This is a genomic window from Pseudomonas sp. B21-019, assembly GCF_024749225.1.
Lineage (GTDB): Bacteria > Pseudomonadota > Gammaproteobacteria > Pseudomonadales > Pseudomonadaceae > Aquipseudomonas.
The window spans coordinates 4,539,174-4,562,381 of the sequence record NZ_CP087193.1; the positions used below are offsets into that span (position 1 = coordinate 4,539,174).

19 protein-coding genes are annotated in these 23,208 nt (G+C 58.3%); 5 read left to right on the forward strand and 14 right to left on the reverse strand.

Annotation, left to right across the window (positions count from 1 at the left end; translation table 11 throughout):
- Window positions 1-112: 112 nt before the first annotated feature.
- The 9 genes from sucD to sdhC all read right to left on the reverse strand — a co-directional run bounded on the left by sucD (window position 113) and on the right by sdhC (window position 11,486).
- Window positions 113-994 carry a succinate--CoA ligase subunit alpha gene (gene sucD, locus LOY36_RS20130; protein WP_007919877.1) on the reverse strand — a complete coding sequence of 294 codons (882 nt, stop codon included), beginning with the start codon at window positions 992-994 and terminating at the stop codon, window positions 113-115.
- The gene (gene sucC, locus LOY36_RS20135; protein ID WP_007919879.1) at window positions 994-2,160 is read right to left on the reverse strand and encodes an ADP-forming succinate--CoA ligase subunit beta; all 1,167 of its coding nucleotides are present in this window, start codon (window positions 2,158-2,160) and stop codon (window positions 994-996) included. The genes sucD and sucC overlap by 1 nt, the downstream gene beginning before the upstream one ends.
- Before the next feature lie 199 nt (window positions 2,161-2,359).
- Window positions 2,360-3,796, reverse strand: a complete 1,437-nt coding sequence (gene lpdA / locus LOY36_RS20140; protein WP_018925110.1) for a dihydrolipoyl dehydrogenase — start codon at window positions 3,794-3,796, stop codon at window positions 2,360-2,362.
- A gap of 110 nt (window positions 3,797-3,906) precedes the next feature.
- Window positions 3,907-5,121 (reverse strand): 2-oxoglutarate dehydrogenase complex dihydrolipoyllysine-residue succinyltransferase, encoded by a 1,215-nt coding sequence (odhB, locus tag LOY36_RS20145; RefSeq protein ID WP_019648152.1) that lies wholly within the window; start codon window positions 5,119-5,121, stop codon window positions 3,907-3,909.
- 42 nt (window positions 5,122-5,163) lie between these two features.
- On the reverse strand, window positions 5,164-7,995 hold the full coding sequence (locus LOY36_RS20150; RefSeq protein WP_018925108.1) for a 2-oxoglutarate dehydrogenase E1 component: 2,832 nt from the start codon (window positions 7,993-7,995) through the stop codon (window positions 5,164-5,166).
- A gap of 262 nt (window positions 7,996-8,257) precedes the next feature.
- The gene (locus LOY36_RS20155) at window positions 8,258-8,962 is read right to left on the reverse strand and encodes a succinate dehydrogenase iron-sulfur subunit (protein ID WP_007936040.1); all 705 of its coding nucleotides are present in this window, start codon (window positions 8,960-8,962) and stop codon (window positions 8,258-8,260) included.
- 11 nt (window positions 8,963-8,973) lie between these two features.
- Entirely contained in the window at window positions 8,974-10,746 is a 1,773-nt protein-coding gene (gene sdhA / locus LOY36_RS20160; RefSeq protein ID WP_258670461.1) for a succinate dehydrogenase flavoprotein subunit, read from the reverse strand.
- Window positions 10,747-10,749: 3 nt separating this feature from the next.
- Window positions 10,750-11,118 carry a succinate dehydrogenase, hydrophobic membrane anchor protein gene (gene sdhD / locus LOY36_RS20165; RefSeq protein ID WP_003210573.1) on the reverse strand — a complete coding sequence of 123 codons (369 nt, stop codon included), beginning with the start codon at window positions 11,116-11,118 and terminating at the stop codon, window positions 10,750-10,752.
- Window positions 11,112-11,486 (reverse strand): succinate dehydrogenase, cytochrome b556 subunit, encoded by a 375-nt coding sequence (sdhC, locus tag LOY36_RS20170; RefSeq protein WP_015096190.1) that lies wholly within the window; start codon window positions 11,484-11,486, stop codon window positions 11,112-11,114. The genes sdhD and sdhC overlap by 7 nt, the downstream gene beginning before the upstream one ends.
- Window positions 11,487-11,849: 363 nt before the next feature.
- On the opposite strand from sdhC, the gene gltA reads away from it, so the two are divergent.
- Entirely contained in the window at window positions 11,850-13,139 is a 1,290-nt protein-coding gene (gltA, locus tag LOY36_RS20175; protein ID WP_018925105.1) for a citrate synthase, read from the forward strand.
- Between the two features lie 603 nt (window positions 13,140-13,742).
- Here gltA and LOY36_RS20180 read toward each other — a convergent pair.
- The 3 genes from LOY36_RS20180 to LOY36_RS20190 all read right to left on the reverse strand — a co-directional run bounded on the left by LOY36_RS20180 (window position 13,743) and on the right by LOY36_RS20190 (window position 16,756).
- A complete protein-coding gene (locus LOY36_RS20180; RefSeq protein WP_019579621.1) occupies window positions 13,743-15,401 on the reverse strand; it encodes a cation acetate symporter in 1,659 nt (552 codons plus the stop codon).
- On the reverse strand, window positions 15,398-15,709 hold the full coding sequence (locus LOY36_RS20185) for a DUF485 domain-containing protein (RefSeq protein WP_008026759.1): 312 nt from the start codon (window positions 15,707-15,709) through the stop codon (window positions 15,398-15,400). Before LOY36_RS20185 ends, LOY36_RS20180 begins: the two co-directional genes overlap by 4 nt.
- Window positions 15,710-15,904: 195 nt before the next feature.
- The gene (locus LOY36_RS20190) at window positions 15,905-16,756 is read right to left on the reverse strand and encodes a glycine betaine ABC transporter substrate-binding protein (RefSeq protein WP_019648148.1); all 852 of its coding nucleotides are present in this window, start codon (window positions 16,754-16,756) and stop codon (window positions 15,905-15,907) included.
- Between the two features lie 285 nt (window positions 16,757-17,041).
- On the opposite strand from LOY36_RS20190, the gene LOY36_RS20195 reads away from it, so the two are divergent.
- Window positions 17,042-18,637: a beta (1-6) glucans synthase gene (locus LOY36_RS20195; RefSeq protein ID WP_258670465.1), complete on the forward strand. Its 1,596-nt coding sequence runs from the start codon at window positions 17,042-17,044 to the stop codon at window positions 18,635-18,637.
- Window positions 18,638-18,734: 97 nt separating this feature from the next.
- On the opposite strand, the gene LOY36_RS20200 is transcribed toward LOY36_RS20195, so the two are convergent.
- Window positions 18,735-19,103, reverse strand: coding sequence for a hypothetical protein (locus tag LOY36_RS20200; RefSeq protein WP_258670468.1), 369 nt, complete (start codon window positions 19,101-19,103; stop codon window positions 18,735-18,737).
- Between the two features lie 221 nt (window positions 19,104-19,324).
- Between LOY36_RS20200 and LOY36_RS20205 the strand changes: the two genes are divergently transcribed.
- Complete coding sequence (locus LOY36_RS20205) at window positions 19,325-20,623, forward strand: serine protein kinase PrkA (RefSeq protein ID WP_018925099.1); 1,299 nt, start codon at window positions 19,325-19,327, stop codon at window positions 20,621-20,623.
- Window positions 20,616-21,404 (forward strand): VacJ family lipoprotein, encoded by a 789-nt coding sequence (locus tag LOY36_RS20210; protein WP_018925098.1) that lies wholly within the window; start codon window positions 20,616-20,618, stop codon window positions 21,402-21,404. Before LOY36_RS20205 ends, LOY36_RS20210 begins: the two co-directional genes overlap by 8 nt.
- A gap of 97 nt (window positions 21,405-21,501) precedes the next feature.
- On the opposite strand, the gene LOY36_RS20215 is transcribed toward LOY36_RS20210, so the two are convergent.
- Window positions 21,502-22,416: a DUF808 domain-containing protein gene (locus tag LOY36_RS20215; RefSeq protein ID WP_111454379.1), complete on the reverse strand. Its 915-nt coding sequence runs from the start codon at window positions 22,414-22,416 to the stop codon at window positions 21,502-21,504.
- A gap of 134 nt (window positions 22,417-22,550) precedes the next feature.
- On the opposite strand from LOY36_RS20215, the gene LOY36_RS20220 reads away from it, so the two are divergent.
- Entirely contained in the window at window positions 22,551-23,156 is a 606-nt protein-coding gene (locus LOY36_RS20220) for a TetR/AcrR family transcriptional regulator (RefSeq protein WP_007939160.1), read from the forward strand.
- Window positions 23,157-23,208 lie beyond the last annotated feature (52 nt).

Consider the following 23,208-nt stretch of genomic DNA (forward strand, 5'->3'; position numbering starts at 1 on the left):
ATCGCATTCCAACTGTAGGAGCTGCCGAAGGCTGCGATCTTTGATCTTCGGAAATGACAAAGGCCACCCGAAGGTGGCCTTTGTTTGGTGGAGCGTCAGTTAAGCGCGAGGCTTACTTGACGGCCCAACCGGTCAGCTCGGCCAGGGCCTTGCCGATGTCTGCCAGCGAACGCACGGTTTTAACGCCTGCGTCTTGCAGAGCAGCGAATTTCTCGTCTGCAGTGCCTTTGCCGCCAGAGATGATTGCGCCAGCATGGCCCATGCGCTTGCCCGGAGGAGCAGTCACACCAGCGATGTAGGAAACAACCGGCTTGGTCACGTGTGCCTTGATGTAGGCAGCCGCTTCTTCTTCAGCCGAACCGCCGATCTCGCCGATCATCACGATCGCTTCGGTCTTCGGGTCTTCCTGGAACAGCTTCAGGATGTCGATGAAGTTCGAACCCGGGATCGGGTCACCACCGATGCCGACGCAAGTCGACTGACCGAAACCGGCGTCAGTAGTCTGCTTCACAGCTTCGTAGGTCAGGGTGCCGGAACGGGAAACGATACCGACCTTGCCTGGCAAGTGAATGTGACCTGGCATGATACCGATCTTGCATTCGCCTGGAGTGATCACGCCTGGGCAGTTAGGACCGATCAGGACTACGCCCAGCTCGTCGCACTTGACCTTGGCATCCAGCATGTCCAGGGTAGGAATGCCTTCAGTGATGCAAACGATCAGCTTGATGCCGCCGAAGGCTGCTTCCAGGATGGAGTCCTTGCAGAAAGGAGCTGGAACGTAGATCACACTGGCGGTGGCGCCAGTGGCAGCTACAGCGTCTTTCACGGTGTTGAACACTGGCAGACCCAGGTGCTCGGTGCCGCCTTTGCCTGGAGTTACGCCGCCAACCATCTTGGTGCCGTATTCGATGGCTTGCTGGGTGTGGAAACTACCTTGCGAACCGGTAATACCCTGGCAGATAACTTTGGTGTCTTTATTGATCAGGACGCTCATTATTTGCCCTCCGCAGCTTTGACAACTTGTTGAGCAGCGTCGGTCAGGCTGGTAGCAGCGATGATGTTCAAACCGCTTTCTGCCAGTACTTTAGCGCCCAGCTCAGCGTTGTTGCCTTCAAGGCGAACAACAACCGGGATTTTCACGCCGACTTCTTTCACAGCGCCGATGATGCCTTCGGCAATCATGTCGCAACGAACGATGCCGCCGAAGATGTTGACCAGTACTGCAGCGACGTTAGTGTCGGACAGGATGATCTTGAACGCTTCGGTAACGCGTTCTTTGGTAGCACCGCCGCCCACGTCGAGGAAGTTGGCTGGTTTGCCGCCATGCAGGTTGACGATGTCCATGGTACCCATGGCCAGGCCAGCACCGTTGACCATGCAACCGATGTTGCCTTCCAGTGCTACGTAGTTCAGTTCGAACTTGGCAGCGTGCGCTTCGCGCGGATCGTCTTGCGACGGATCGTGGAAAGTCTTCAGCTTAGGCTGACGGTACATGGCGTTGGCGTCGATGTTGATCTTGGCATCGAGGCAGTGCAGATCGCCGTCAGCCTTGATCACCAGCGGGTTCACTTCCAGCAGAGCCAGGTCGTGATCCTTGAACAGCTTGGCCAGACCTACGAAGATCTTGGCGAACTGAGCAACTTGCTTGCCTTCCAGACCCAGCTGGAATGCCAGCTCGCGACCCTGGAATGGCTGAGCGCCAACCAGTGGATCGATAGTGGCTTTCAGAATTTTTTCTGGAGTGTCGTGAGCAATTTTCTCGATGTCCACGCCACCTTCGGTGGAAGCCATGAACACGATGCGACGGCTCGAACGGTCAACGACAGCGCCCAGGTACAGCTCTTTAGCGATATCAGTGCACGATTCAACCAGGATCTTGGTGACTGGCTGACCATTGGCGTCAGTCTGGTAAGTCACCAGACGCTTGCCCAGCCACTGCTGTGCGAATGCTTTAGCGTCTTCTTTGCTGCGAACCAGCTTTACGCCGCCCGCTTTACCGCGACCACCGGCGTGAACCTGGGCTTTGACAACCCATTCGCTGCCGCCGATTTTGTCGCAAGCTTCTGCTGCTGCTTCCGGGGTGTCTACCGCGTAACCGGTGGATACTGGCAGGCCGTACTCAGCGAACAGCTGCTTACCCTGATACTCGTGAAGATTCATGCTTATTACCGTCTTCGTTAGGTACTGCGCATTCGGTGCTGCACTCATTCAAGTGCCGCACCACCTGTGACTGCTGCTTGCGTAACCTTTCCGGGTACCCGGTGCAGCTACGCAAGACTGCGTCCAGCGGACATTCCGCGGTGAGTCTTGCTCGCAAGGCTCACGACGGGCCGTACCGCCGTGGTTTCTTATTATCCGCTTAGCGTTTCTTGCGGTTGGCGATGTGGATGGCGCCGCCATTCACTGCCAACGCTGCTTCGTGCAAGGCTTCAGACAGGGTCGGATGGGAGAAAACCATCATGCCCAGGTCTTCAGCGCTGGTGCCGAATTCCATGCCGATCGCGCCCTGCTGAACCAGTTCTGCGGCGCTCGGGCCAATCACGTGGACGCCCAATACGCGGTCAGTCTTGGCATCAGCGATGACCTTGACGAAACCACCGGTATCGTTGGCGGCCATGGCACGGCCAGAGGCTGCGAACGGGAAGGTGCCGACGTTAACTTCTACGCCTTCAGCTTTCAAGGCCTGCTCGGTTTTACCGACCCACGCGATTTCCGGGTGAGTATAAATAACCGAAGGGATCAGGTCATAGTTCATCTGGGCTTTATGGCCCTTGATGCGCTCGACAACCATGATGCCCTCTTCCGAGGCTTTGTGAGCCAGCATCATGCCGCGAACCACGTCACCGATGGCGTAAACGCCCGGTACGGTGGTGGCGCAGTGATCGTCAACGTGCACGAAACCGCGCTCGTCCAGGGTCACGCCGCAATCGGCAGCCAGCAGATCAGTGGTCACCGGACGGCGACCAACGGCTACGATCAGCTTGTCGAAAGTGATGTTCTGTTCGCCGTTGGCATCGGTGTAGTTCACAACGACTTCGTCGCCGTTCACTTTGGAACCGGTCACGCGAGCGCCCAGCTTGATGTCCAGACCCTGTTTGGTCAGGGTTTTCAGCGCTTCCTTGGAAACAGCGGTGTCCGCTGCCATCAGGAAGGTATCCAGTGCTTCGAGAACGGTGACTTCAGCGCCCAGACGGGACCATACCGAACCCAGTTCCAGACCGATAACACCAGCGCCGATTACACCCAGGCGTTTTGGTACGGATTGGAATTCCAGAGCGCCAGTCGAATCGACGATCACATTCTGGTCGACCGGAGCCGGTGGAATGTCGATCGGACGCGAGCCCGGAGCCAGGATGACGTTTTCGGCTTCGATGACTTCAACCGAACCGTCAGGCTTGGTGACTTCGACTTTCTTGCCAGCCAGCAGTTTGCCGTGGCCCTGGATCGAAGTGACGCCGTTAGCCTTGAACAGCGTTGCAACGCCGGAGGTCAGGCCTTTGACGATGTTGGCTTTACGGCCGACCATTGCTGGCACGTCCATGGTCACGCCAGCGTGGTTGATACCGTGGATCGCGAAGCCGTCTTGCGCTTCGTGAAACTTCCAGGAGCTGTCCAGCAGCGCCTTGGATGGAATGCAGCCGACGTTCAGGCAAGTACCGCCGAGGGCCAGTTTGCCTTCCTTGTCGGTGTATTTCTCGATGCAGGCAGTGGTGAGGCCCAGTTGCGCTGCTTTAATGGCAGCCACGTAGCCGCCAGGGCCCGCACCAATCACTACCACGTCGAATTTCTGAGTCATGTGTCATTCCTTCTCGAATCAAACCGGACGGCCCCTTTTGAGGACCGTCGTGGGACGAAGCTGGTCATTACAGAAGGGCCGTCCATCATTGAACGGCCCGTGCAACGAAATCAGATATCCAGCAGCAAACGAGCCGGGTCTTCCAGCAGGTTCTTGATGGTCACCAGGAAGGTCACAGCTTCTTTGCCATCGATCAGACGGTGATCGTAGGACAGCGCCAGGTACATCATCGGACGGATAACTACCTGACCGTTGATCGCCATAGGGCGCTGGATGATGTTGTGCATACCCAGAATCGCAGCCTGTGGCGGGTTGACGATCGGAGTCGACATCATCGAACCGAAAGTACCGCCGTTGGTGATGGTGAACGTGCCGCCGGTCATTTCTTCCATCGACAGTTTGCCGTCACGGGCTTTCTTGCCGAAGGTAGCGATGCCGCCTTCGATTTCAGCCAGGCTCATCAGTTCGGCGTTACGCAGAACCGGTACAACCAGACCGCGGTCGCTGGAAACAGCTACACCAACGTCGGCGTAGCCGTGGTAAACGATGTCGGCACCGTCGATCGACGCGTTGACAGCCGGGAAGCGTTTCAGCGCTTCGGTAGCCGCTTTCACGAAGAACGACATGAAGCCCAGGCGTACGCCGTTGTGGGACTTCTCGAACAGGTCCTTGTACTTCGAACGCAGGGCCATGACTTCGGTCATGTCGACTTCGTTGAAAGTGGTCAGCATGGCCATGTTCGATTGAGCTTCAACCAGACGCTCGGCAACCTTGGCGCGCAGACGGGTCATCGGAACGCGTTTTTCTACGCGGTCGCCAGCAGCGAATACCGGAGCAGCGGCAGCAGGTGCAGCAGCCTTGGCAGGCGCAGCAGCCGGAGCGGCTTTCTTGGCGGCAACAGCGGCTACCACGTCTTCCTTGGTCACACGACCGCCTTTGCCGGTGCCGGCAACGGAAGCGATGTTGATGCCGTTTTCTTCAGCCAGCTTGCGAGCAGCCGGTGCAGCAACAGGATCGTCTTCGCCTACTTCGGCAGGAGCAGCGGCAGCAGCGGCAGGTGCAGCAGCGGCTGGAGCGGCAGCAGCACCGCCCTCACCGATCGAGCCCAGAACTTCGTCGGACAGAACGGTGTCGCCTTCGTTCTTGACGATCGCGCCCAGCACGCCATCAGCGGTGGCCAGAACTTCCAGTACGACTTTGTCGGTTTCAATGTCGACGATCAGTTCGTCACGCTTGACGGCGTCGCCCGGTTTTTTGTGCCAGGTGGCAACGGTGCCATCGGCAACCGATTCCGGGAAAGTGGGGGCTTTGATTTCGATAGCCATTATCTGTGGGTCCTTAAATTCGGTTTCAGGTGCGCGAAGGCGTTAAACAGTGAAAGCATCTTGCAGCAGTTGTTCCTGCTGCTCGGCGTGCATCGAAGCGTAACCGCAAGCAGGTGCGGCAGACGCCTCACGACCAGCGTATTCCAGGACCAGGCCTTGTTTATGGTTGGTCAGGCTGCGACGCATGTGATGCTGGCTGCTGTACCAGGCGCCCTGGTTCATCGGCTCTTCCTGGCACCAAACCACGTTTTCGAGGTTGGTGTAAGGGGCGAGCGCCTCCATCAGGTCGTCCTCAGGGAACGGATACAGCTGCTCGATACGCACGATGGCGATGTCTTCACGACCTTCGGCACGGCGTTTTTCCAGCAGGTCATAGTAGACCTTGCCGCTGCACAGGATCATGCGAGTGACCTTTTTCGGATCAAGCGCATCGATTTCCGGGATCACGGTCTGGAACGAACCTTCGGCCAGATCTTCCAGGGTCGAGATGGCCAGCTTGTGACGCAGCAACGACTTCGGAGTCAGGACTACCAATGGTTTGCGCAGCGGGCGAATCACCTGACGACGCAGCAAGTGGTAGATCTGGGCCGGCGTAGTCGGCACGGCTACCTGAATGTTGTGCTCGGCGCACAGCTGCAGGTAACGCTCCAGACGAGCCGAGGAGTGCTCAGGACCCTGACCTTCATAACCGTGCGGCAGCAGCATGGTCAGACCGCAGAGACGGCCCCACTTGTGCTCGCCACTGGTGATGAACTGGTCGATAACCACTTGGGCACCGTTGGCGAAGTCGCCGAACTGGGCTTCCCAGATAACCAGAGCGTTTGGCTCGGTGGTCGAATAACCGTATTCGAACGCCAGAACCGCCTCTTCAGACAGGAACGAATCGTACAGGTCGAAACGTGGCTGCCCCTTGTAGAGGTTTTGCAACGGGATATAGGTACCCGCGTCTTTCTGGTTGTGCAAGACAGCGTGACGGTGCGAGAACGTACCGCGACCGATGTCCTGACCCGTCATGCGAATCGGGTGACCTTCGAACGCCAGGGTCGCGTACGCCATGGTTTCGGCGTAACCCCAGTTGATCGGCAGGCCGCCGGCTTGCATCTTCTGACGGTCTTCGTAGATTTTCGAGACCTGGCGCTGCACCACGAAGCCTTCCGGAATTTCCAGCAGCTTGGCAGACAGTTCCTGCAAGGTTTTCAGATCGAAGCGAGTGTCGTGACGCGCGGTCCAGGCGTGGCCCAGATACGGACGCCAGTCCACGAACAACTCTTTGTTCGGCTCTTTGACCAGGCTTTTTACAACATGCAGACCGTTGTCCAGCGCATTGCGGTATTCGTCGACTTTCGCCTGAACACGCTCTGCGTCCAGTACACCACTCTGGGTCAGACGATCGGCATACAGCTCACGGGTGGTGCGCTGCTTGGTGATCTGCTGATACATCAGAGGCTGGGTACCGCTTGGCTCGTCAGCCTCGTTGTGGCCGCGACGACGGTAGCAGACCAGATCGATCACCACGTCACGCTTGAACTGCATGCGGTAGTCGATGGCCAACTGGGTCACGAACAACACGGCTTCCGGATCATCACCATTCACATGGAGGATCGGCGCCTGGATCATCTTCGCAACGTCGGTCGCGTACTCGGTGGAGCGCGAGTCCAGCGGGTTGCTGATGGTGAAGCCGACCTGGTTGTTGATCACGATGTGCACGGTGCCGCCGGTCTTGAAACCGCGGGTCTGCGACATCTGGAAGGTTTCCATGACCACACCTTGACCGGCGAATGCCGCGTCACCGTGGATGGAGATCGGCAGAACCTTTTCACCGGTAGGATCGTTACGACGATCCTGACGGGCACGGACCGAACCCTCGACCACTGGAGAAACGATTTCCAGGTGAGACGGGTTGAAAGCCATGGCCAGGTGAACTTCACCGCCGGTGGTCATGACGTTGGACGAGAAGCCCTGGTGATATTTAACGTCACCGGAACCCAGCTCGACCTTCTTCTTGCCTTCGAACTCGTCGAACAACTCGCGCGGGTTCTTGCCAAAGGTGTTGACCAGCACGTTCAGACGACCACGGTGGGCCATGCCGATGACGATTTCCTTGGTGCCGTAGGAGCCGGAACGCTGGATCAGTTCATCGAGCATCGGAATCAGGCTCTCGCCGCCTTCCAGACCGAAACGCTTGGTACCCGGATACTTGGTCCCGAGGTATTTTTCAAGACCCTCGCCGGCAGTGACGCGCTCGAGCAGGTGACTCTTGATGTCGGCGGAGTACGTCGGACGGCCGCGCACGCTTTCCAGACGCTGCTGGAACCACTGGCGCTGCTCGGAATCGGTGATGTGCGTAAATTCAGCGCCGATGGTGCGGCAATATGTCTGCTGCAACGCTTCGTGAATTTCGCGTAGGCTCGCCTCCTCTTTGCCGATGAACAGGTCGCCGGCACGGAAGGTCGTATCAAGATCGGCATTGGTCAAGCCGTAATGATTGATTGACAGGTCTGCAGGTGCAGGACGCTGCCACAGCCCCAGCGGGTCAAGCTGGGCTGCCTGGTGGCCACGCATACGGTAGGCCTGGATCAATCGCAGCACTTCAACTTGCTTCTTCTCGTGCTCACTGCTCACGCTACCGGCGGAAACCGGTTGGGCGCGGCGCTGGTTCTTTGCCAGCAAGACGAAATGATCGCGAATTGTGGAGTGCGAAACATCGGTGGCAGTGTTGCCATCAGCAGGCAACTTCTGGAAGTAGGTGCGCCACTCTTCTGGCACAGCGTTAGGGTCGTGCAGGTAGAGCTCGTAGAGCTCTTCCACATAGGCAGCGTTACTACCGGAAAGGTAGGCGCTGTTCCACATGCGCTGCATCACGCTTTCTTGCATGCTTGGTCACCCTCGGTTAGGGGAACACCACCGGCGTCGACACCGAGCAAACTTGCAGAAGTCCGAATGCAGCGACTAAAACAAGCCACTTAGGATCACGCTGATAGTCCGGGTACCAGCCCGGATGCCCCTGCTTGTCTCATTTCTTCAAAATAAGAGCCGCAGCCTTATGGGCTGCTGCTCAGGTTAAAACTACGGCGCCGGTTGAAGCCTGCGCCGCAGCATCTACGGGTACAGCGGTTCTACGGGTACAGCAGCTGAATCACACGCCGCTTTGCAGCAGCATGTTACGGATGTGACCGATGGCCTTAGTCGGGTTCAGGCCTTTCGGACAAACGTTGACGCAGTTCATGATGCCCCGGCAGCGGAATACGCTGAACGGGTCATCCAGCGAAGCCAGACGCTCGGACGTCTTGGTGTCGCGGCTGTCTGCCAGGAAGCGGTACGCTTGCAGCAGGGCAGCCGGGCCCAGGAACTTGTCCGGGTTCCACCAGAAGGACGGGCACGAAGTCGAGCAGCAAGCGCACAGGATGCACTCGTACAGACCGTCGAGCTTTTCACGCTCTTCAGGGGACTGCAGACGCTCGATGGCCGGAGCCGGCGTGTCGTTCTGCAGGTATGGCTTAACCTTTTCGTATTGCTTGTAGAAGATGCTCATATCGACGACCAGGTCACGGATAACCGGCAAACCTGGCAGAGGACGAACGATCAGCTTGTTACCTTTTACGACGGCAGACAGCGGCGTGATGCACGCCAGACCGTTTTTGCCGTTGATGTTCATGCCGTCGGAACCGCAAACACCTTCACGGCAAGAGCGACGATAGGAGAAACCTTCGTCCTGCTCTTTGATCAGGGCCAGCACGTCCAGCACCATCAGGTCTTTACCACCGGTATCAACCTGGAATTCCTGCATGAACGGCGCAGCGTCCTGATCAGGGTTGTAACGATAAACACTGACTTTCAACATGGTGGCCACCCTTAATAAGTCCGAATCTTAGGTTCAAAAGTCGGAACAGTCTTCGGCGAGAAGTTCACTGCACGCTTGGCAACGCGCTTCTCACCCGGGAAGTACAGGGTGTGGCACAGCCAGTTTTCATCGTCACGATCTTCGAAGTCTTCACGGGCGTGAGCACCGCGGGACTCTTTACGCACTTCTGCAGCGATGGCGGTAGCTTCGGCCACTTCCAGCAGGTTCTGCAGTTCCAGCGCTTCGATACGCGCGGTGTTGAACGCCTGGCTCTTGTCGTTGATCTTGACGTTGGCGATACGGCCACGCAGGTCAGCCAGTTGAGCAATACCCTTCTGCATGTATTCGCCAGTACGGAATACACCGAAGTAGTTCTGCATGCAGCTTTGCAGCTCGCGACGCAGGGTTGCCACGTCTTCACCATCGGTACGCTCGTTCAGAGCGGACAGACGCGACAGGGCCGCATTGATGTCGGCGTCGGTGGCGTCGTCGTATTCGATACCGTCGGTCAGCGCTTTTTCCAGGTGCAGACCGGCCGCACGACCGAAAACCACCAGGTCGAGCAACGAGTTGCCGCCCAGACGGTTGGCACCGTGAACCGATACGCAAGCCACTTCACCAACCGCGAACAGGCCAGGAATGATGGTGTCCTTGCCTTCGGCGTCCTGAGTGATCGCCTGGCCATGAATGTTGGTGGCAACGCCGCCCATCATATAGTGGCAAGTCGGAACAACCGGAACCGGAGCGACGACCGGATCAACGTGCGCGAAAGTCTTGGACAGTTCGCAGATGCCTGGCAGACGGCTGTGCAGCACTTCCTCGCCCAGGTGGTCGAGCTTGAGCATTACGTGGTCGCCATTCGGACCGCAACCGTTGCCGGCGATGATTTCCTTAACCATCGAACGGGCAACCACGTCACGACCGGCAAGGTCTTTGGCGTTCGGAGCATAACGCTCCATGAAACGCTCGCCGTGCTTGTTGATCAGGTAACCACCTTCACCACGGCAACCTTCGGTTACCAGTACACCGGCGCCGGCGATGCCGGTCGGGTGGAACTGCCACATTTCGATGTCTTGTACCGGTACGCCGGCACGCAGCGCCATGCCAACGCCGTCACCGGTGTTGATCAGGGCGTTGGTGGTCGAAGCGTAGATACGACCTGCACCGCCGGTGGCCAGTACGGTGGCCTTGGCACGGATGTAGGTGGTTTCACCGGTTTCGATGCAGATCGCGATCACACCGACGAACTCGCCTTGACCGTTCTTTACCAGATCGACAGCGTAGTATTCGTTCAGGAACACGGTGCCGGCTTTCAGGTTGCCCTGATAAAGGGTGTGCAGCAGCGCGTGACCGGTACGGTCGGAAGCGGCGCAAGTACGGGCAGCCTGCCCGCCTTTACCGTAATCCTTCGACTGACCGCCGAACGGACGCTGGTAGATACGACCTTGCTCGGTACGCGAGAACGGCATACCCATGTGGTCCAGCTCGTAAACGGCAGCCGGGCCTTCCTGACACATGTATTCGATAGCATCCTGGTCACCGATGTAGTCGGAACCCTTGACGGTATCGTACATGTGCCAGCGCCAGTCATCGTTCGGGTCGGCAGACGCGATGGCGCAGGTGATGCCACCCTGGGCCGATACGGTGTGCGAACGAGTCGGGAAAACCTTGGTGATCACGGCAGTCTTGTGACCGCCTTGTGCCAATTGCAGCGCAGCGCGCATGCCGGCACCGCCACCACCAATAATGATGGCGTCGAAAGAAATCGTTGGAATGTTAGCCATGGATCAGATACCCCAGAGAATCTGCACACCCCAGACGAAGTAAGCGAACATCGCAACGCCGCATACTGCCTGGAAAAGGAAACGTACTGCAGTCGCGGACTTGCCCAGCGCCATCGGCGTCAGGTAGTCGGTCGCGATGGTCCACATGCCGACCCAGGCGTGAGCGCCCAGGGCCACAAGGGCCAGCAGACTGAAGATACGCATCCCGTTGTGGGCGAACAGGCCATGCCATTGGGCGTAGCCAATGCCAGGATTCGCAGCGAGGTATCCGATCAGGAAAATAAAATAAGCCGCGAGAACAACCGCAGACACACGTTGCGCCATCCAGTCATAGAGGCCCGAACGCGAAAGGTTCGTAACGCTGGTTACCATATCCAAACTCCTGCCAGAACGATCAACACCACGGAAACGGCGATGATAATTTTCGAGCCCAGGCGGCCGCCTTCCAGCGTCTCACCGATGCCCATGTCCATGATCAAGTGGCGCACACCGGCTACCAGGTGATACAGAAGAGCGGACAGGAGGCCCCATGCTACGAACTTGGCCAGCGGGCTGGTCAAGCATGCCTTCACCTCGGCAAAACCTTCCTCGGAACCCAGAGACTTGCCCAATGCATAAAGCATGAAGCCAAGGCCCAGGAAGAGGATGATGCCGGAAACACGGTGAAGAAACGACGTAACGCCGGTGATGGGGAGTTTGATGGTCCTTAGGTCTAGGTTTACAGGTCGTTGGCTTTTCACGGCTTTTTTTTCACACTGAAGAGCCCCTAACAATCAGGGCAAAGTTGTTGGGGAGTGCACTGGTCAGGTAACCACCACCCAGGGATGCGACCCCCAATAAAGCAGGCCCAAAAGCCCCTGGCGGTCGGTGGCCGAGTATAGACAGTTAGGCTACTAATGACAACGCGTTCACCTTCCCCTAATAGCGGATTGCACAAGTGATATAAAAGGCGTAAACGGCAGGCAATTTCGAGAAAAAAGTCCGGTTAAAGCCTTCTGGAGCAAGACTTTAGGCAAATTGACATTCGAATTTATCTCACTATAGTGGTGCGGGCCCTGCGTGGGGGGTCTGTCTGATGATTTCAAGCATAAATAGGAGGCCACATGGCTGACAAAAAAGCGCAGTTGATCATCGAGGGCGCAGCCCCCGTCGAGCTGCCCATTTTAACCGGCACCGTTGGTCCCGATGTTATCGACGTTCGGGGCCTGACGGCCACGGGCCGTTTCACCTTTGACCCTGGTTTCATGTCGACCGCCTCCTGCGAGTCGAAGATCACCTACATCGACGGCGACAACGGTATTCTGCTGCACCGCGGCTACCCGATCGAACAGCTGGCTGAAAAGTCGGACTATCTGGAAACCTGCTACCTGCTGCTCAACGGCGAGCTGCCGACCGCAGAACAGAAGGCCCAGTTCGTCGGCACCGTGAAGAACCACACCATGGTCCACGAGCAGTTGAAGACCTTCTTCAACGGCTTCCGTCGCGACGCCCACCCAATGGCCGTCATGTGCGGTGTAGTTGGCGCCCTCTCGGCGTTCTACCACGACTCCCTCGACATCAATAACCCGCAGCATCGCGAAATCTCCGCGATCCGTCTGGTTGCCAAGATGCCGACCCTGGCTGCAATGGTTTACAAGTACTCCATGGGCCAACCCATGATGTACCCGCGCAACGACCTGTCGTACGCGGAAAACTTCCTGCACATGATGTTCAACACCCCGTGCGAGATCAAACCGATCAGCCCGGTACTCGCCAAGGCCATGGACCGGATCTTCATCCTCCATGCCGACCACGAGCAGAACGCATCGACCTCCACCGTACGTCTGGCCGGTTCGTCGGGTGCCAACCCGTTCGCCTGTATCGCCGCCGGTATCGCTGCACTGTGGGGCCCTGCCCACGGCGGTGCGAACGAAGCCGTGTTGACCATGCTCGATGAAATTGGCGATGTCTCGAACATCGACAAGTACATCGCCAAGGCCAAGGACAAGAACGATCCGTTCAAACTGATGGGCTTCGGTCACCGGGTTTACAAAAACCGCGACCCACGCGCTACCGTCATGAAGCAGACCTGCGACGAAGTGTTGAAGGAACTGGGCATCACCAACGATCCGCAACTCGAACTGGCCATGCGCCTGGAAGAGATCGCCCTGACCGACCCGTACTTCATCGAACGCTCGCTGTACCCGAACGTCGACTTCTACTCGGGGATCATCCTCAAGGCGATCGGTATTCCAACCAGTATGTTCACCGTGATCTTCGCCCTGGCGCGGACCGTCGGCTGGATCTCCCACTGGAAAGAAATGCTCTCCAGCCCGTACAAGATCGGCCGTCCGCGCCAGCTGTACACCGGTTACGAGTCGCGTGACATCACCCCGCTTGAAGACCGCAAATAAGACCTGTCTTGCGATAACGTCTTAAGTTGCACCGAGAACGGCCTCTATGTAGATAGAGGCCGTTTTTGTTTGTGCGCTTTGGTTGTGTGCATATCCGTTTCTTCGGTAACGGCGGCTCGACCTCCGGGAAAGGGGCAGACAGATCAAAAGCCAAAGCAACGGCAAGATCAAAAGATCGCAGCCTTCGGCAGCTCCTACAGGGGAACGCGTTCACTTGAAGTCAGGCCGGCCGGTAGGCCGCCTCGCTTTTGCTTTTGCGGTGCACGCCCCCTCGAGAGGCCGAGTGGAGGTTCTGCGCAGTGGGCAACCCGGCATGGATGCCGGGTTAGCCGCCCCCGGCCATGGATGGCCGATGGCGGCGGGCCCACGGAGCAGGACCGGAGCGAGGGCATGCCGAGCCCGGGCGAGGCACCGAACGAAAGGGGCAAAAGCGCTTTGGTTACTTTCGCGCTTTTCGAAAGTGACTCGCTGTAAGAGCGAAACCATAGGCGGCCGTTACCTCAGAAACGGATATGTACACACAAAGGGCGATAACCACCCATAAAAATGCCCCGATCTCTCGACCGGGGCATTCGTGTCAGTGCAGCTTATATATAAGAAGCCTTAGTGCGAAACCGCCCCACTCGCCCCCAACCCGGTCTGCGAACGGACAAACTGCGGGAAGAACAGCGCCCGCTCATTGTCAGCCGCAGTAGATTTGTCAGTGATCGAGAAGAACCAGATCCCGATAAAGGCAATGATCATCGAGAACAGCGCCGGGTATTCATACGGGAAGATCGCCTTCTCGTGACCCATGATCTGCACCCAGATGGTTGGCCCCAGCACCATCAAGCCAACCGCACTGACCAGCCCCAACCAACCGCCGATCATCGCACCGCGAGTCGTCAGTTTCTTCCAGTACATGGAAAGCAGCAGCACCGGGAAGTTGCAGCTCGCCGCGATGGAGAACGCCAGGCCCACCATGAACGCGATGTTCTGCTTCTCGAACAGAATGCCCAGGCCGATCGCCAGCACCGCCAAAGCGATGGTGGTGATTTTCGAGACGCGGATTTCGTCCTTCTCGTTGGCCTTGCCCTTCTTGATCACGCTGGCATACAGGTCATGGGACACTGCCGAGGCACCGGCCAGGGTCAGGCCAGCCACCACCGCCAGAATGGTCGCAAACGCCACCGCCGAGATGAAGCCCAGGAACACACTGCCACCCACCGCGTTGGCCAAATGCACCGCCGCCATGTTGTTGCCGCCCAACAGCGCGCCAGCTGCATCTTTAAAGGCCGGGTTAGTGCTCACCAACAGGATCGCGCCGAAGCCGATGATGAAGGTCAGGATGTAGAAGTAGCCAATGAAGCCGGTTGCATACAGCACGCTTTTACGTGCTTCTTTCGCATCACTCACGGTGAAGAAGCGCATCAGGATGTGCGGCAGGCCAGCGGTACCGAACATCAGTGCCAGGCCGAGGGAGAACGCCGAGATCGGGTCTTTCACCAGGCCGCCCGGGCTCATGATTGCTTCACCTTTGGCGTGAACCTTGATCGCCTCGGAGAACAGTGTGTTGAAGTCGAAGTTGACGTGTTTCATCACCATCAGCGCCATGAACGAGGCACCGGACAGCAACAGCACTGCCTTGATGATTTGTACCCAGGTGGTCGCCAGCATGCCGCCGAACAGCACGTACAGGCACATCAGGATACCGACCAGGATCACCGCAACGTGGTAGTCCAGGCCGAACAGCAACTGAATCAGCTTGCCGGCACCGACCATTTGCGCGATCAGGTAGAACGCCACCACCACCAGCGAACCGCACGCCGACAGCGAGCGGATCTGAGTTTGCCCCAGACGATAGGACGCCACGTCGGCAAAGGTGTACTTGCCCAGGTTACGCAGACGCTCGGCGATCAGGAACAGAATGATCGGCCAGCCCACCAGGAAGCCGATCGAGTAGATCAGGCCGTCGTAGCCGGAGGTGAACACCAGGGCGGAAATACCCAGGAAGGACGCCGCGGACATGTAGTCACCGGCAATCGCCAGACCGTTCTGGAAACCGGTGATCTTGCCGCCCGCCGCATAGTAGTCGGCGGCCGATTTGTTGCGCTTGGACGCCCAATAGGTGATGCACAAGGTTGCCCCGACGAACACCACGAACATCATGATCGCGGATACGTTGAGCGGTTGTTTCTGCACTGCACCCGTCAGGGCCTCAGCCGCCCAGGCGCCCGGTGCAAAGGCTGCGATGCTCAAGAGAGCGATTAGACGCCGGATCATTGCTGAGCCTCCTTGAGAATCGCATTGTTCAAGTCGTCGAATTCGCCGTTGGCGCGTCGCACGTAGATGCCCGTCAGGATAAAGGCCGAAACAATCAGCCCGACACCGATCGGAATGCCCCAGGTAATCGAAGACTCGGGGCTGATTTTCGCGCCCAGAATATGCGGCCCGTAAGCAATCAACAGGATGAATCCGGAGTACAGCCCAAGCATGATCGCTGAAAGAATCCAGGCGAATCGTTCCCTCTTGCTAACCAGCTCCTTGAAGCGCGGGCTGTTTTGAATCGAGAGGTAAATGCTGTCGTTCATTGTTTTTATCCTCGCAGCACAGATTTTAGTTGGAACGTTATCCACTCTATGCGGCTACCGGACAGGTTCCAGACGACCTTAGTATTAGAACGACATGACTGTTTCGCCCCGCCTTGCTCCCACAGAAAGCAAAAAGCCCCTTGGCATTTAAGCCAAGGGGCCTTGAGAAGTGCTGACCAGACGCTTCAGCTCAAATTATTTGGTCCATTCGGCAACGCGATCCGGGTGTTTGGCTACCCAGTCTTTCGCTGCGGCTTCAGGCTTGGCACCGTCCTGAATCGCCAACATGACTTGACCGATTTCGTCTTTCGACGCCCACTGGAAGTTCTTCAGGAACTTCGCGACTTCAGGCGCTTTGGTTGCCAGTTCTTTGCTGCCGATGCTGTTCACGGTTTCAGCTGCGCCGTAAACGCCTTTCGGGTCTTCCAGGAAGCGCAGTTTCCACTTGGCGAACATCCAGTGCGGCACCCAACCGGTGACGGCAATGGATTCGTTTTTCTTCTCGGCACGGGTCAGCTCGGCAATCATGCCGGCGCCGGAACTGGCCTTGAGGGTGTAATTGTCCAGACCGTAATCCTTGATGGCCTGATCGGTCTTGAGCATCACGCCTGAACCGGCGTCGATGCCGACGATACGGCCCTTGAAGCTCTCGTCGGTTTTCAGATCCTCAATGGACTTGGCCTTGACGTACTCCGGCACGATCAGGCCGATTTTCGCATCCTTGAAGTTCGGGCCGTAGTCGACGACCTGATCCTTGTTCTTCGCCCAGTATTCGCCGTGAGTCACGGGCAGCCACGCCGACAGCATGGCGTCGAGTTTGCCGGTGGCCACACCTTGCCACATGATCCCGGTGGCAACCGCTTGCAGTTTCACGTCATAACCGAGTTTCTGTTTGATCACTTCAGCAGCCACGTTGGTCGTGGCGACGCTGTCCGACCAGCCGTCCACATAACCGATCGTTACTGCCTTGCCTTCAGCGCTGGCTACGGTAGAACTGATTGCCAGCACCAAAGCGGCACCTGCGCCCAAGAGTCGTCGCATCTTCATCGTTACTTCCCCGAAAGTGCTGCACTCGACGGATGCCGAGTCGCTCAACGTATTTTTATGGTGCACAGCGCCCCCATCACGCCGACCGCAAACTCGCTCGATTATCAGTGGAGTACTGACGTGTCGATCATCAACCTGACGCCAACAGTGACCTGCTCTGCCAGCGACCTCAAGACATCGAGAAACGACATCAGAAGGCCATTAATCGCGACCGCTAAAAATGCACAGGCCATCCCGCCTGAACTTTGCATGTCAAAACCAAGCAGCCCACCAAGCGTAGGCCAAATGCAGGTAACATGCCCGGCTTTGCTCCCAGACGGCCTGAACATGCCCGCGACATCACGCTTTCCTTTTTTGGCTTATCTTTTCGCTTGCCTGCTGGGGCTGTTTGCCCTCGGCGGCTTCTGGTACGGCCTCGGCAAACCAGTGATCCTGCCGGACGTGGCCAGCGCAACGCACAAGCTGCAATGCGCCTCCTACACCCCGTTCGACAAGGACCAATCGCCATTCGACGTGCCGTTCAAACTGCGCCCCGAGCGCATGGACGCCGACCTCGCCCTGCTGGCGACCCGCTTCGAATGCATCCGCACCTATTCCATGACCGGCCTCCAGGATCTGCCCGACCTGGCGCGCAAGCACGGCTTGAAGCTGATGATCGGCGCCTGGGTCAACAGCAACCCGGTGGACACCGCCAAGGAAGTCGACCTGCTGATCGCCTCGGCCAATGCCAACCCGGATGTGGTGACCTCGGTCATCGTCGGCAACGAAGCCCTGCTGCGCAAGGAAGTCACCGGCGCGCAACTGGCAACGCTGATCAATAAAGTCAAAAGCCGGATCAAGCAACCAGTGACCTACGCCGACGTCTGGGAGTTCTGGCTCAAACACCCGGAAGTCGCCCCGGCAGTGGATTTCCTGACCATCCATTTATTGCCGTACTGGGAAGACGATCCGTCGAACATCGACGCCGCGCTGCAACATGTGGCAGAAGTGCGCCAGGTGTTCGGCAACAAGTTCGCGCCCAAGGACGTGTTGATTGGCGAAACCGGTTGGCCGAGCGAAGGTCGTCAGCGCGAAACGGCGCTGCCGAGCCGGGTCAATGAAGCCAAGTTCATTCGCAGCTTTGTGATCATGGCCGAGCAGCAAGGCTGGCATTACAACCTGATCGAGGCGTTCGACCAGCCCTGGAAACGCGCCAGCGAAGGTGCGGTGGGCGGTTATTGGGGACTGTTCGACGCCGATCGCCAGGACAAGGGCGTGCTCGCCGGGCCGGTCTCGAACGTGCCGTACTGGTCGCAATGGCTGGCGGTGGGTGGCTTGATCTTCATCGGCACGCTGATCCTCGGCGGTCTAGTTCGCAGCACCCGCGCAGCGTTGGTGCTGCCACTGCTCGGTGCCCTGGCGGCCTGCTCGATTGGCGCCTGGGGCGACCTGGCCCGCGTCACCACCCGTTTTGCCAGTGAATGGTTGTGGGTAGCGTTGCTGACGGGGTTGAACCTGTTGGTGCTGGCCCATGCCGCGCTGACCTTGAGCGCCCGCACCGGTTGGCGTGGGCGCGCCTTCAATGCACTCGAACGTCGAGCCGGCTGGTGGCTGGCAGCGACAGGTTTTGCCGCGGCGGTGATGATGCTGGAACTGGTGTTCGACCCGCGTTATCGCAGCTTCCCGAGTGTCGCCTTCATCCTGCCGGCGCTGGTGTACCTGTGCCGGCCGGTGAGCGTGCCGCGTCGGGAAATCGCCGCGCTGACCTTCATCATCGGCGCCGGCATTGCGCCGCAGCTGTTTCGTGAAGGTCTGCAGAATCAGCAGGCTTGGGGCTGGACGCTGGTGAGTGTGTTGATGGTCGCGGCGTTGTGGCGCAGTTTGCGGGTTCGCAAAGGGTAATCAACACAGCAAGATCAAAAGATCGCAGCCTTCGGCAGCTCCTACACGGGGATATGCGTTTCCCTGTAGGAGCTGCCGAAGGCTGCGATCTTTTTTATCAGACGCTACGAGAAGCCCGGACCAGACGCAAAGCAGCAATCACCACCGCAAACACCGCCAACGTGGTGGTGTACAACGCCAGCGCCGGAAACCCGAACACCAGCGCCAATACCGCCAACCACCACCCTGCCCGCCCCGACAGCACAAAACCGGTCACGGCTGCCGCCACTGCCGCCCAGCCCAGCACCTTGAAGTGAATCATCAAGCCCAGGTTCGAGCGCACCTGGCATTCCCAGCGACTGGCCTCGTCAACGCAGATGCCGACCCATTGAGCATCCTCCATGAAGCCATAACGCGCGCCATAACTGGCGGCCAGCCACAATGGCAGAAGAACGAGCAGCAGAATCACGGGTAGACGGCGGGACATGAAGCACTCCAATAAACGAAATCGGCCGCCAGCTTAATCCCCCGCCCGTGGTAAGCAAATAACATCAATTAACTGTTCATGAAATAACTGCAAAGTGTATCGTCCCGCTACCGTTGCTCCGAAATCAGGCCTGTTTGCGGCCAATGCATGGCACTTTGGCCCAAATCCGATGGTCATAGCCTGCGAACTTCATCTGGCACCTTCCTCTAAGGGATCTAGTCATGCTCCGTTCCTTGCGCTTCGTCGCCCTGTTTGGCGGCTTGCTTTTAAGTGCGTCCGTACTGGCGGCCGATATTGACGCCGCCAGTTATGGCTACCCCCTGACCAACCCGTTCGAGGCGACCATCGCCACGACACCGCCCGACTTGCGCCCGGAATTGCCGCTGGATGAAGACATCAATCAGTCAGACCGCAGTGTCACGATGCGCCCGGAGCGTGAGTTCAATCTGCCGGACAACTTCTGGCCGGTGAAAAAACTCACCTATCGCATCGCCACGCAGGATCATGCCGCACCGTTGATCTTCCTGATCTCCGGCACCGGTGCACGCTATGACAGCACCCTCAACGAATACCTGAAAAAGCTCTATTACAAGGCCGGCTATCACGTGGTGCAGCTGTCGTCGCCCACCAGCTTCGACTTCATGAGCGCCGCCTCGCGCTTCGCCACCCCGGGCGTAACCAAGGAAGATGCCGAAGACATGTACCGGGTGATGCAGGCCGTGCGGGCGCAAAACCCGAAACTGCCGGTCACCGATTATTTCCTGACCGGTTATAGCCTCGGCGCCCTGGATGCGGCTTTCGTTGCACACCTGGATGAAACCCGTCGCAGCTTCAACTTCAAGAAAGTCTTGCTGCTCAACCCGCCGGTCAATCTTTACACCTCGGTCACTAACCTGGACAAGCTGGTACAGACCGAGGTCAAGGGCATCAACAACACCACCACTTTCTATGAGCTGGTGCTGGGGAAACTGACCCGCTACTTCCAGCAAAAGGGCTACATCGACCTCAACGATGCCCTGCTCTACGACTTCCAGCAGTCCAAGCAACACCTGAGCAACGAGCAGATGGCAATGCTGATCGGCACTTCGTTCCGTTTCTCGGCGGCGGACATCGCCTTTACCTCGGACCTGATCAACCGTCGCGGCCTGATCACGCCACCGAAATTCCCGATCACCGAAGGCACCACCCTCACGCCGTTCCTTAAACGCGCGCTGCAGTGCGACTTCGATTGCTACATCACCGAGCAGGTCATCCCGATGTGGCGCGCCCGCACCGACGGTGGCAGCCTGCTGCAACTGATCGATCAGGTCAGCCTGTATGCACTGAAGGACTACCTGCACGACAGCCCGAAAATCGCCGTCATGCACAACGCCGACGACGTGATCCTCGGCCCTGGCGACCTGGGCTTTCTGCGCCGCACCTTTGGCGACCGCTTGACTGTTTATCCATTGGGCGGCCATTGCGGCAACCTCAACTATCGCGTCAACAGCGACGCCATGCTGGAGTTTTTCCGTGGCTAAATACCTCCTGCTGATCGCAGCGTTACTCTGTGCAGGCGTCGCCAATGCCGACAACAGCAAAGCCAACGCCCCAGTGGTTATCGATAAAGACGGCTTCAAGGAACCGCTGAGCAAACTCAAATTCAACCCGGGGCTGGACCAGCGCGAGTTCGAACGCTCATCGCTCAACGCACTGAACGTCTATGACCCGCTGGAAGAGTGGAACCGCCGCGTCTACCACTTCAACTACCGGTTCGACGAATGGGTGTTCCTGCCCGTGGTCAACGGCTATCGCTACGTCACCCCAAGTTTCCTGCGCACCGGCGTCAGCAACTTCTTCAACAACCTCGGCGATGTGCCGAACCTGGTGAACAGCCTGCTGCAATTCAAGGGGCAGCGCTCGCTGGACACCACCGCTCGCCTGCTGCTCAACACCACCATCGGTGTCGCCGGCCTGTGGGATCCGGCCACCGCCATGGGCCTGCCGCGCCGCAATGAAGACTTCGGCCAGACCCTGGGCTTCTACGGCGTACCGGGCGGCGCCTACCTGGTGCTGCCGATCCTCGGCCCGTCGAACCTGCGTGACACCGCAGGCCTGGCGGTCGACTACACCGGCGAATCGGCGATCAACTTCCTGAACGTGTCCGAAGTCAGTTCCAACCACCCGGAAATCTGGGTACTGCGCGGCATCGACAAGCGCTATCAGAACGGCTTCCGCTACGGGCAGATGAACACACCGTTCGAGTATGAAAAAGTGCGTTACGTGTATACCGAGGCGCGCAAGCTGCAGATCGCCGAGTAACTTCATCGGCAATAAAAAAGGCCATTCGATTTGCGTCGAATGGCCTTTTTTCATGCGCGGCGTATCAAACACCACCAATCACTGTAGGAGCGAGGCTTCAGGCTTTCACTGTCTTCCAAACCTTGCTGACAGCCATTACCCCAATCAGCACCGCCGCCCCTGCCACAATCCCGGCCACTGCATTGAGCAACGTCGGCACGATAAACCCGGCCCCACCAGACGCTGCGGTGACACTCTCGATCCAGTGATGAACCACCGGCACGCCATGGGTCAGAATCCCGCCGCCAACCAAAAACATCGCCGCCGTGCCGATCACCGACAGGCTTTTCATCATGTACGGCGCCGCGCGCAGAATCCCGTCGCCGATGCTTTTAGCCATCTGGCCCGGCTTCTGGGTCAGCCACAGGCCAAGGTCGTCGAGCTTGACGATGCCGGCAACCAGGCCATAGACGCCGATAGTCATGACGATGGCGATGCCCGAAAGCACGATCACTTGCTGAGTCAGCGAAGCGTCAGCCACCGTGCCCAGGGTGATGGCGATGATTTCCGCCGAGAGGATGAAATCGGTACGAATCGCCCCTTTGATCTTGTCCTTCTCGAACGCCACCAGATCGACTGCCGGATTGGCCACGGCCTCGACCAGCTCTGCGTGTTCAGCCTGATCTTCGGCTTTGCTGTGCAGGAATTTGTGGGCGAGTTTTTCGAAGCCTTCGAAGCACAGGTAAGCGCCACCGACCATCAGCAACGGTGTGACCAGCCACGGAATGAACGCACTGATGGCCAATGCCGACGGCACCAGGATCAGCTTGTTGAGAAACGAGCCCTTGGCGACTGCCCATACCACCGGGATTTCCCGTTCGGCACGCACGCCGGAAACCTGCTGGGCGTTGAGCGCCAGATCGTCGCCCAGCACACCGGCGGTCTTCTTCGCGGCCATTTTGGTCATCAACGCTACATCGTCCAGTACGGTGGCGATGTCGTCGATCAGCACCAGCAAACTGCTTCCTGCCATGAATCGGGTTTCCTTCTTGAATGAATGGTGCGCAGCATAACGCGACCCGAGGCCACACGGGGCATTCTTGAGCGCCGCGCGAGGCCGGTGCTACCATGCGCAACCGCCAGAACAGGCAAGGAACCCCTTGGTTTATGAGCACTATCCGCGAGCGCAACAAAGAACTGATCCTGCGTGCCGCCAGTGAAGAATTTGCCGACAAGGGCTTCGCTGCGACCAAAACCAGTGACATCGCGGCCAAGGCCGGGCTGCCCAAGCCTAACGTCTACTACTACTTCAAATCCAAGGAAAACCTCTACCGCGAGGTCCTGGAAAGCATCATCGAGCCTATCCTGCAAGCCTCGACGCCGTTCAACGCCGACGGCGTGCCCAGCGAAGTGCTCAGTGGCTACATCCGCTCGAAAATCCGCATCTCCCGCGACCTGCCCTTCGCCTCCAAGGTGTTCGCCAGCGAAATCATGCACGGCGCCCCGCATTTGAGCCCCGACCTGGTCGAGCAGCTCAACGGCCAGGCCAGGCACAACATCGACTGCATCCAGACCTGGATCGACCGCGGCCAGATCGCCCCGATCGACCCCAATCACCTGATGTTCAGTATTTGGGCCGCGACCCAGACCTACGCCGATTTCGACTGGCAGATTTCTGCAGTGACCGGCAAGGCCAAGCTGGATGAGGCTGATTATGAGGCGGCGGCACAGACGATTATCCGGTTGGTGCTCAAAGGGTGTGAGCCGGACTGATAGCGGCCCAGGATCAATGCCGACCGGCAGTCCATGAAAACTGCCGGTCGGC

What these genes read in the sequence shown, in the direction of transcription:
- sdhA (WP_258670461.1), bottom strand. Translation starts at nt 10,746, where the DNA reads ATGGCTAACATTCCAACGATTTCTTTCGACGCCATCATTATTGGTGGT.
- LOY36_RS20180 (WP_019579621.1), bottom strand. Translation starts at nt 15,401, where the DNA reads ATGATCCGGCGTCTAATCGCTCTCTTGAGCATCGCAGCCTTTGCACCG.
- sucC (WP_007919879.1), bottom strand. Translation starts at nt 2,160, where the DNA reads ATGAATCTTCACGAGTATCAGGGTAAGCAGCTGTTCGCTGAGTACGGC.
- sucD (WP_007919877.1), bottom strand. Translation starts at nt 994, where the DNA reads ATGAGCGTCCTGATCAATAAAGACACCAAAGTTATCTGCCAGGGTATT.
- LOY36_RS20200 (WP_258670468.1), bottom strand. Translation starts at nt 19,103, where the DNA reads ATGTCCCGCCGTCTACCCGTGATTCTGCTGCTCGTTCTTCTGCCATTG.
- LOY36_RS20185 (WP_008026759.1), bottom strand. Translation starts at nt 15,709, where the DNA reads ATGAACGACAGCATTTACCTCTCGATTCAAAACAGCCCGCGCTTCAAG.
- lpdA (WP_018925110.1), bottom strand. Translation starts at nt 3,796, where the DNA reads ATGACTCAGAAATTCGACGTGGTAGTGATTGGTGCGGGCCCTGGCGGC.
- LOY36_RS20220 (WP_007939160.1), top strand. Translation starts at nt 22,551, where the DNA reads ATGAGCACTATCCGCGAGCGCAACAAAGAACTGATCCTGCGTGCCGCC.
- LOY36_RS20205 (WP_018925099.1), top strand. Translation starts at nt 19,325, where the DNA reads ATGCTCCGTTCCTTGCGCTTCGTCGCCCTGTTTGGCGGCTTGCTTTTA.
- LOY36_RS20155 (WP_007936040.1), bottom strand. Translation starts at nt 8,962, where the DNA reads ATGTTGAAAGTCAGTGTTTATCGTTACAACCCTGATCAGGACGCTGCG.
- gltA (WP_018925105.1), top strand. Translation starts at nt 11,850, where the DNA reads ATGGCTGACAAAAAAGCGCAGTTGATCATCGAGGGCGCAGCCCCCGTC.
- LOY36_RS20190 (WP_019648148.1), bottom strand. Translation starts at nt 16,756, where the DNA reads ATGAAGATGCGACGACTCTTGGGCGCAGGTGCCGCTTTGGTGCTGGCA.
- odhB (WP_019648152.1), bottom strand. Translation starts at nt 5,121, where the DNA reads ATGGCTATCGAAATCAAAGCCCCCACTTTCCCGGAATCGGTTGCCGAT.
- LOY36_RS20215 (WP_111454379.1), bottom strand. Translation starts at nt 22,416, where the DNA reads ATGGCAGGAAGCAGTTTGCTGGTGCTGATCGACGACATCGCCACCGTA.
- LOY36_RS20195 (WP_258670465.1), top strand. Translation starts at nt 17,042, where the DNA reads ATGCAGGTAACATGCCCGGCTTTGCTCCCAGACGGCCTGAACATGCCC.
- LOY36_RS20150 (WP_018925108.1), bottom strand. Translation starts at nt 7,995, where the DNA reads ATGCAAGAAAGCGTGATGCAGCGCATGTGGAACAGCGCCTACCTTTCC.
- sdhD (WP_003210573.1), bottom strand. Translation starts at nt 11,118, where the DNA reads ATGGTAACCAGCGTTACGAACCTTTCGCGTTCGGGCCTCTATGACTGG.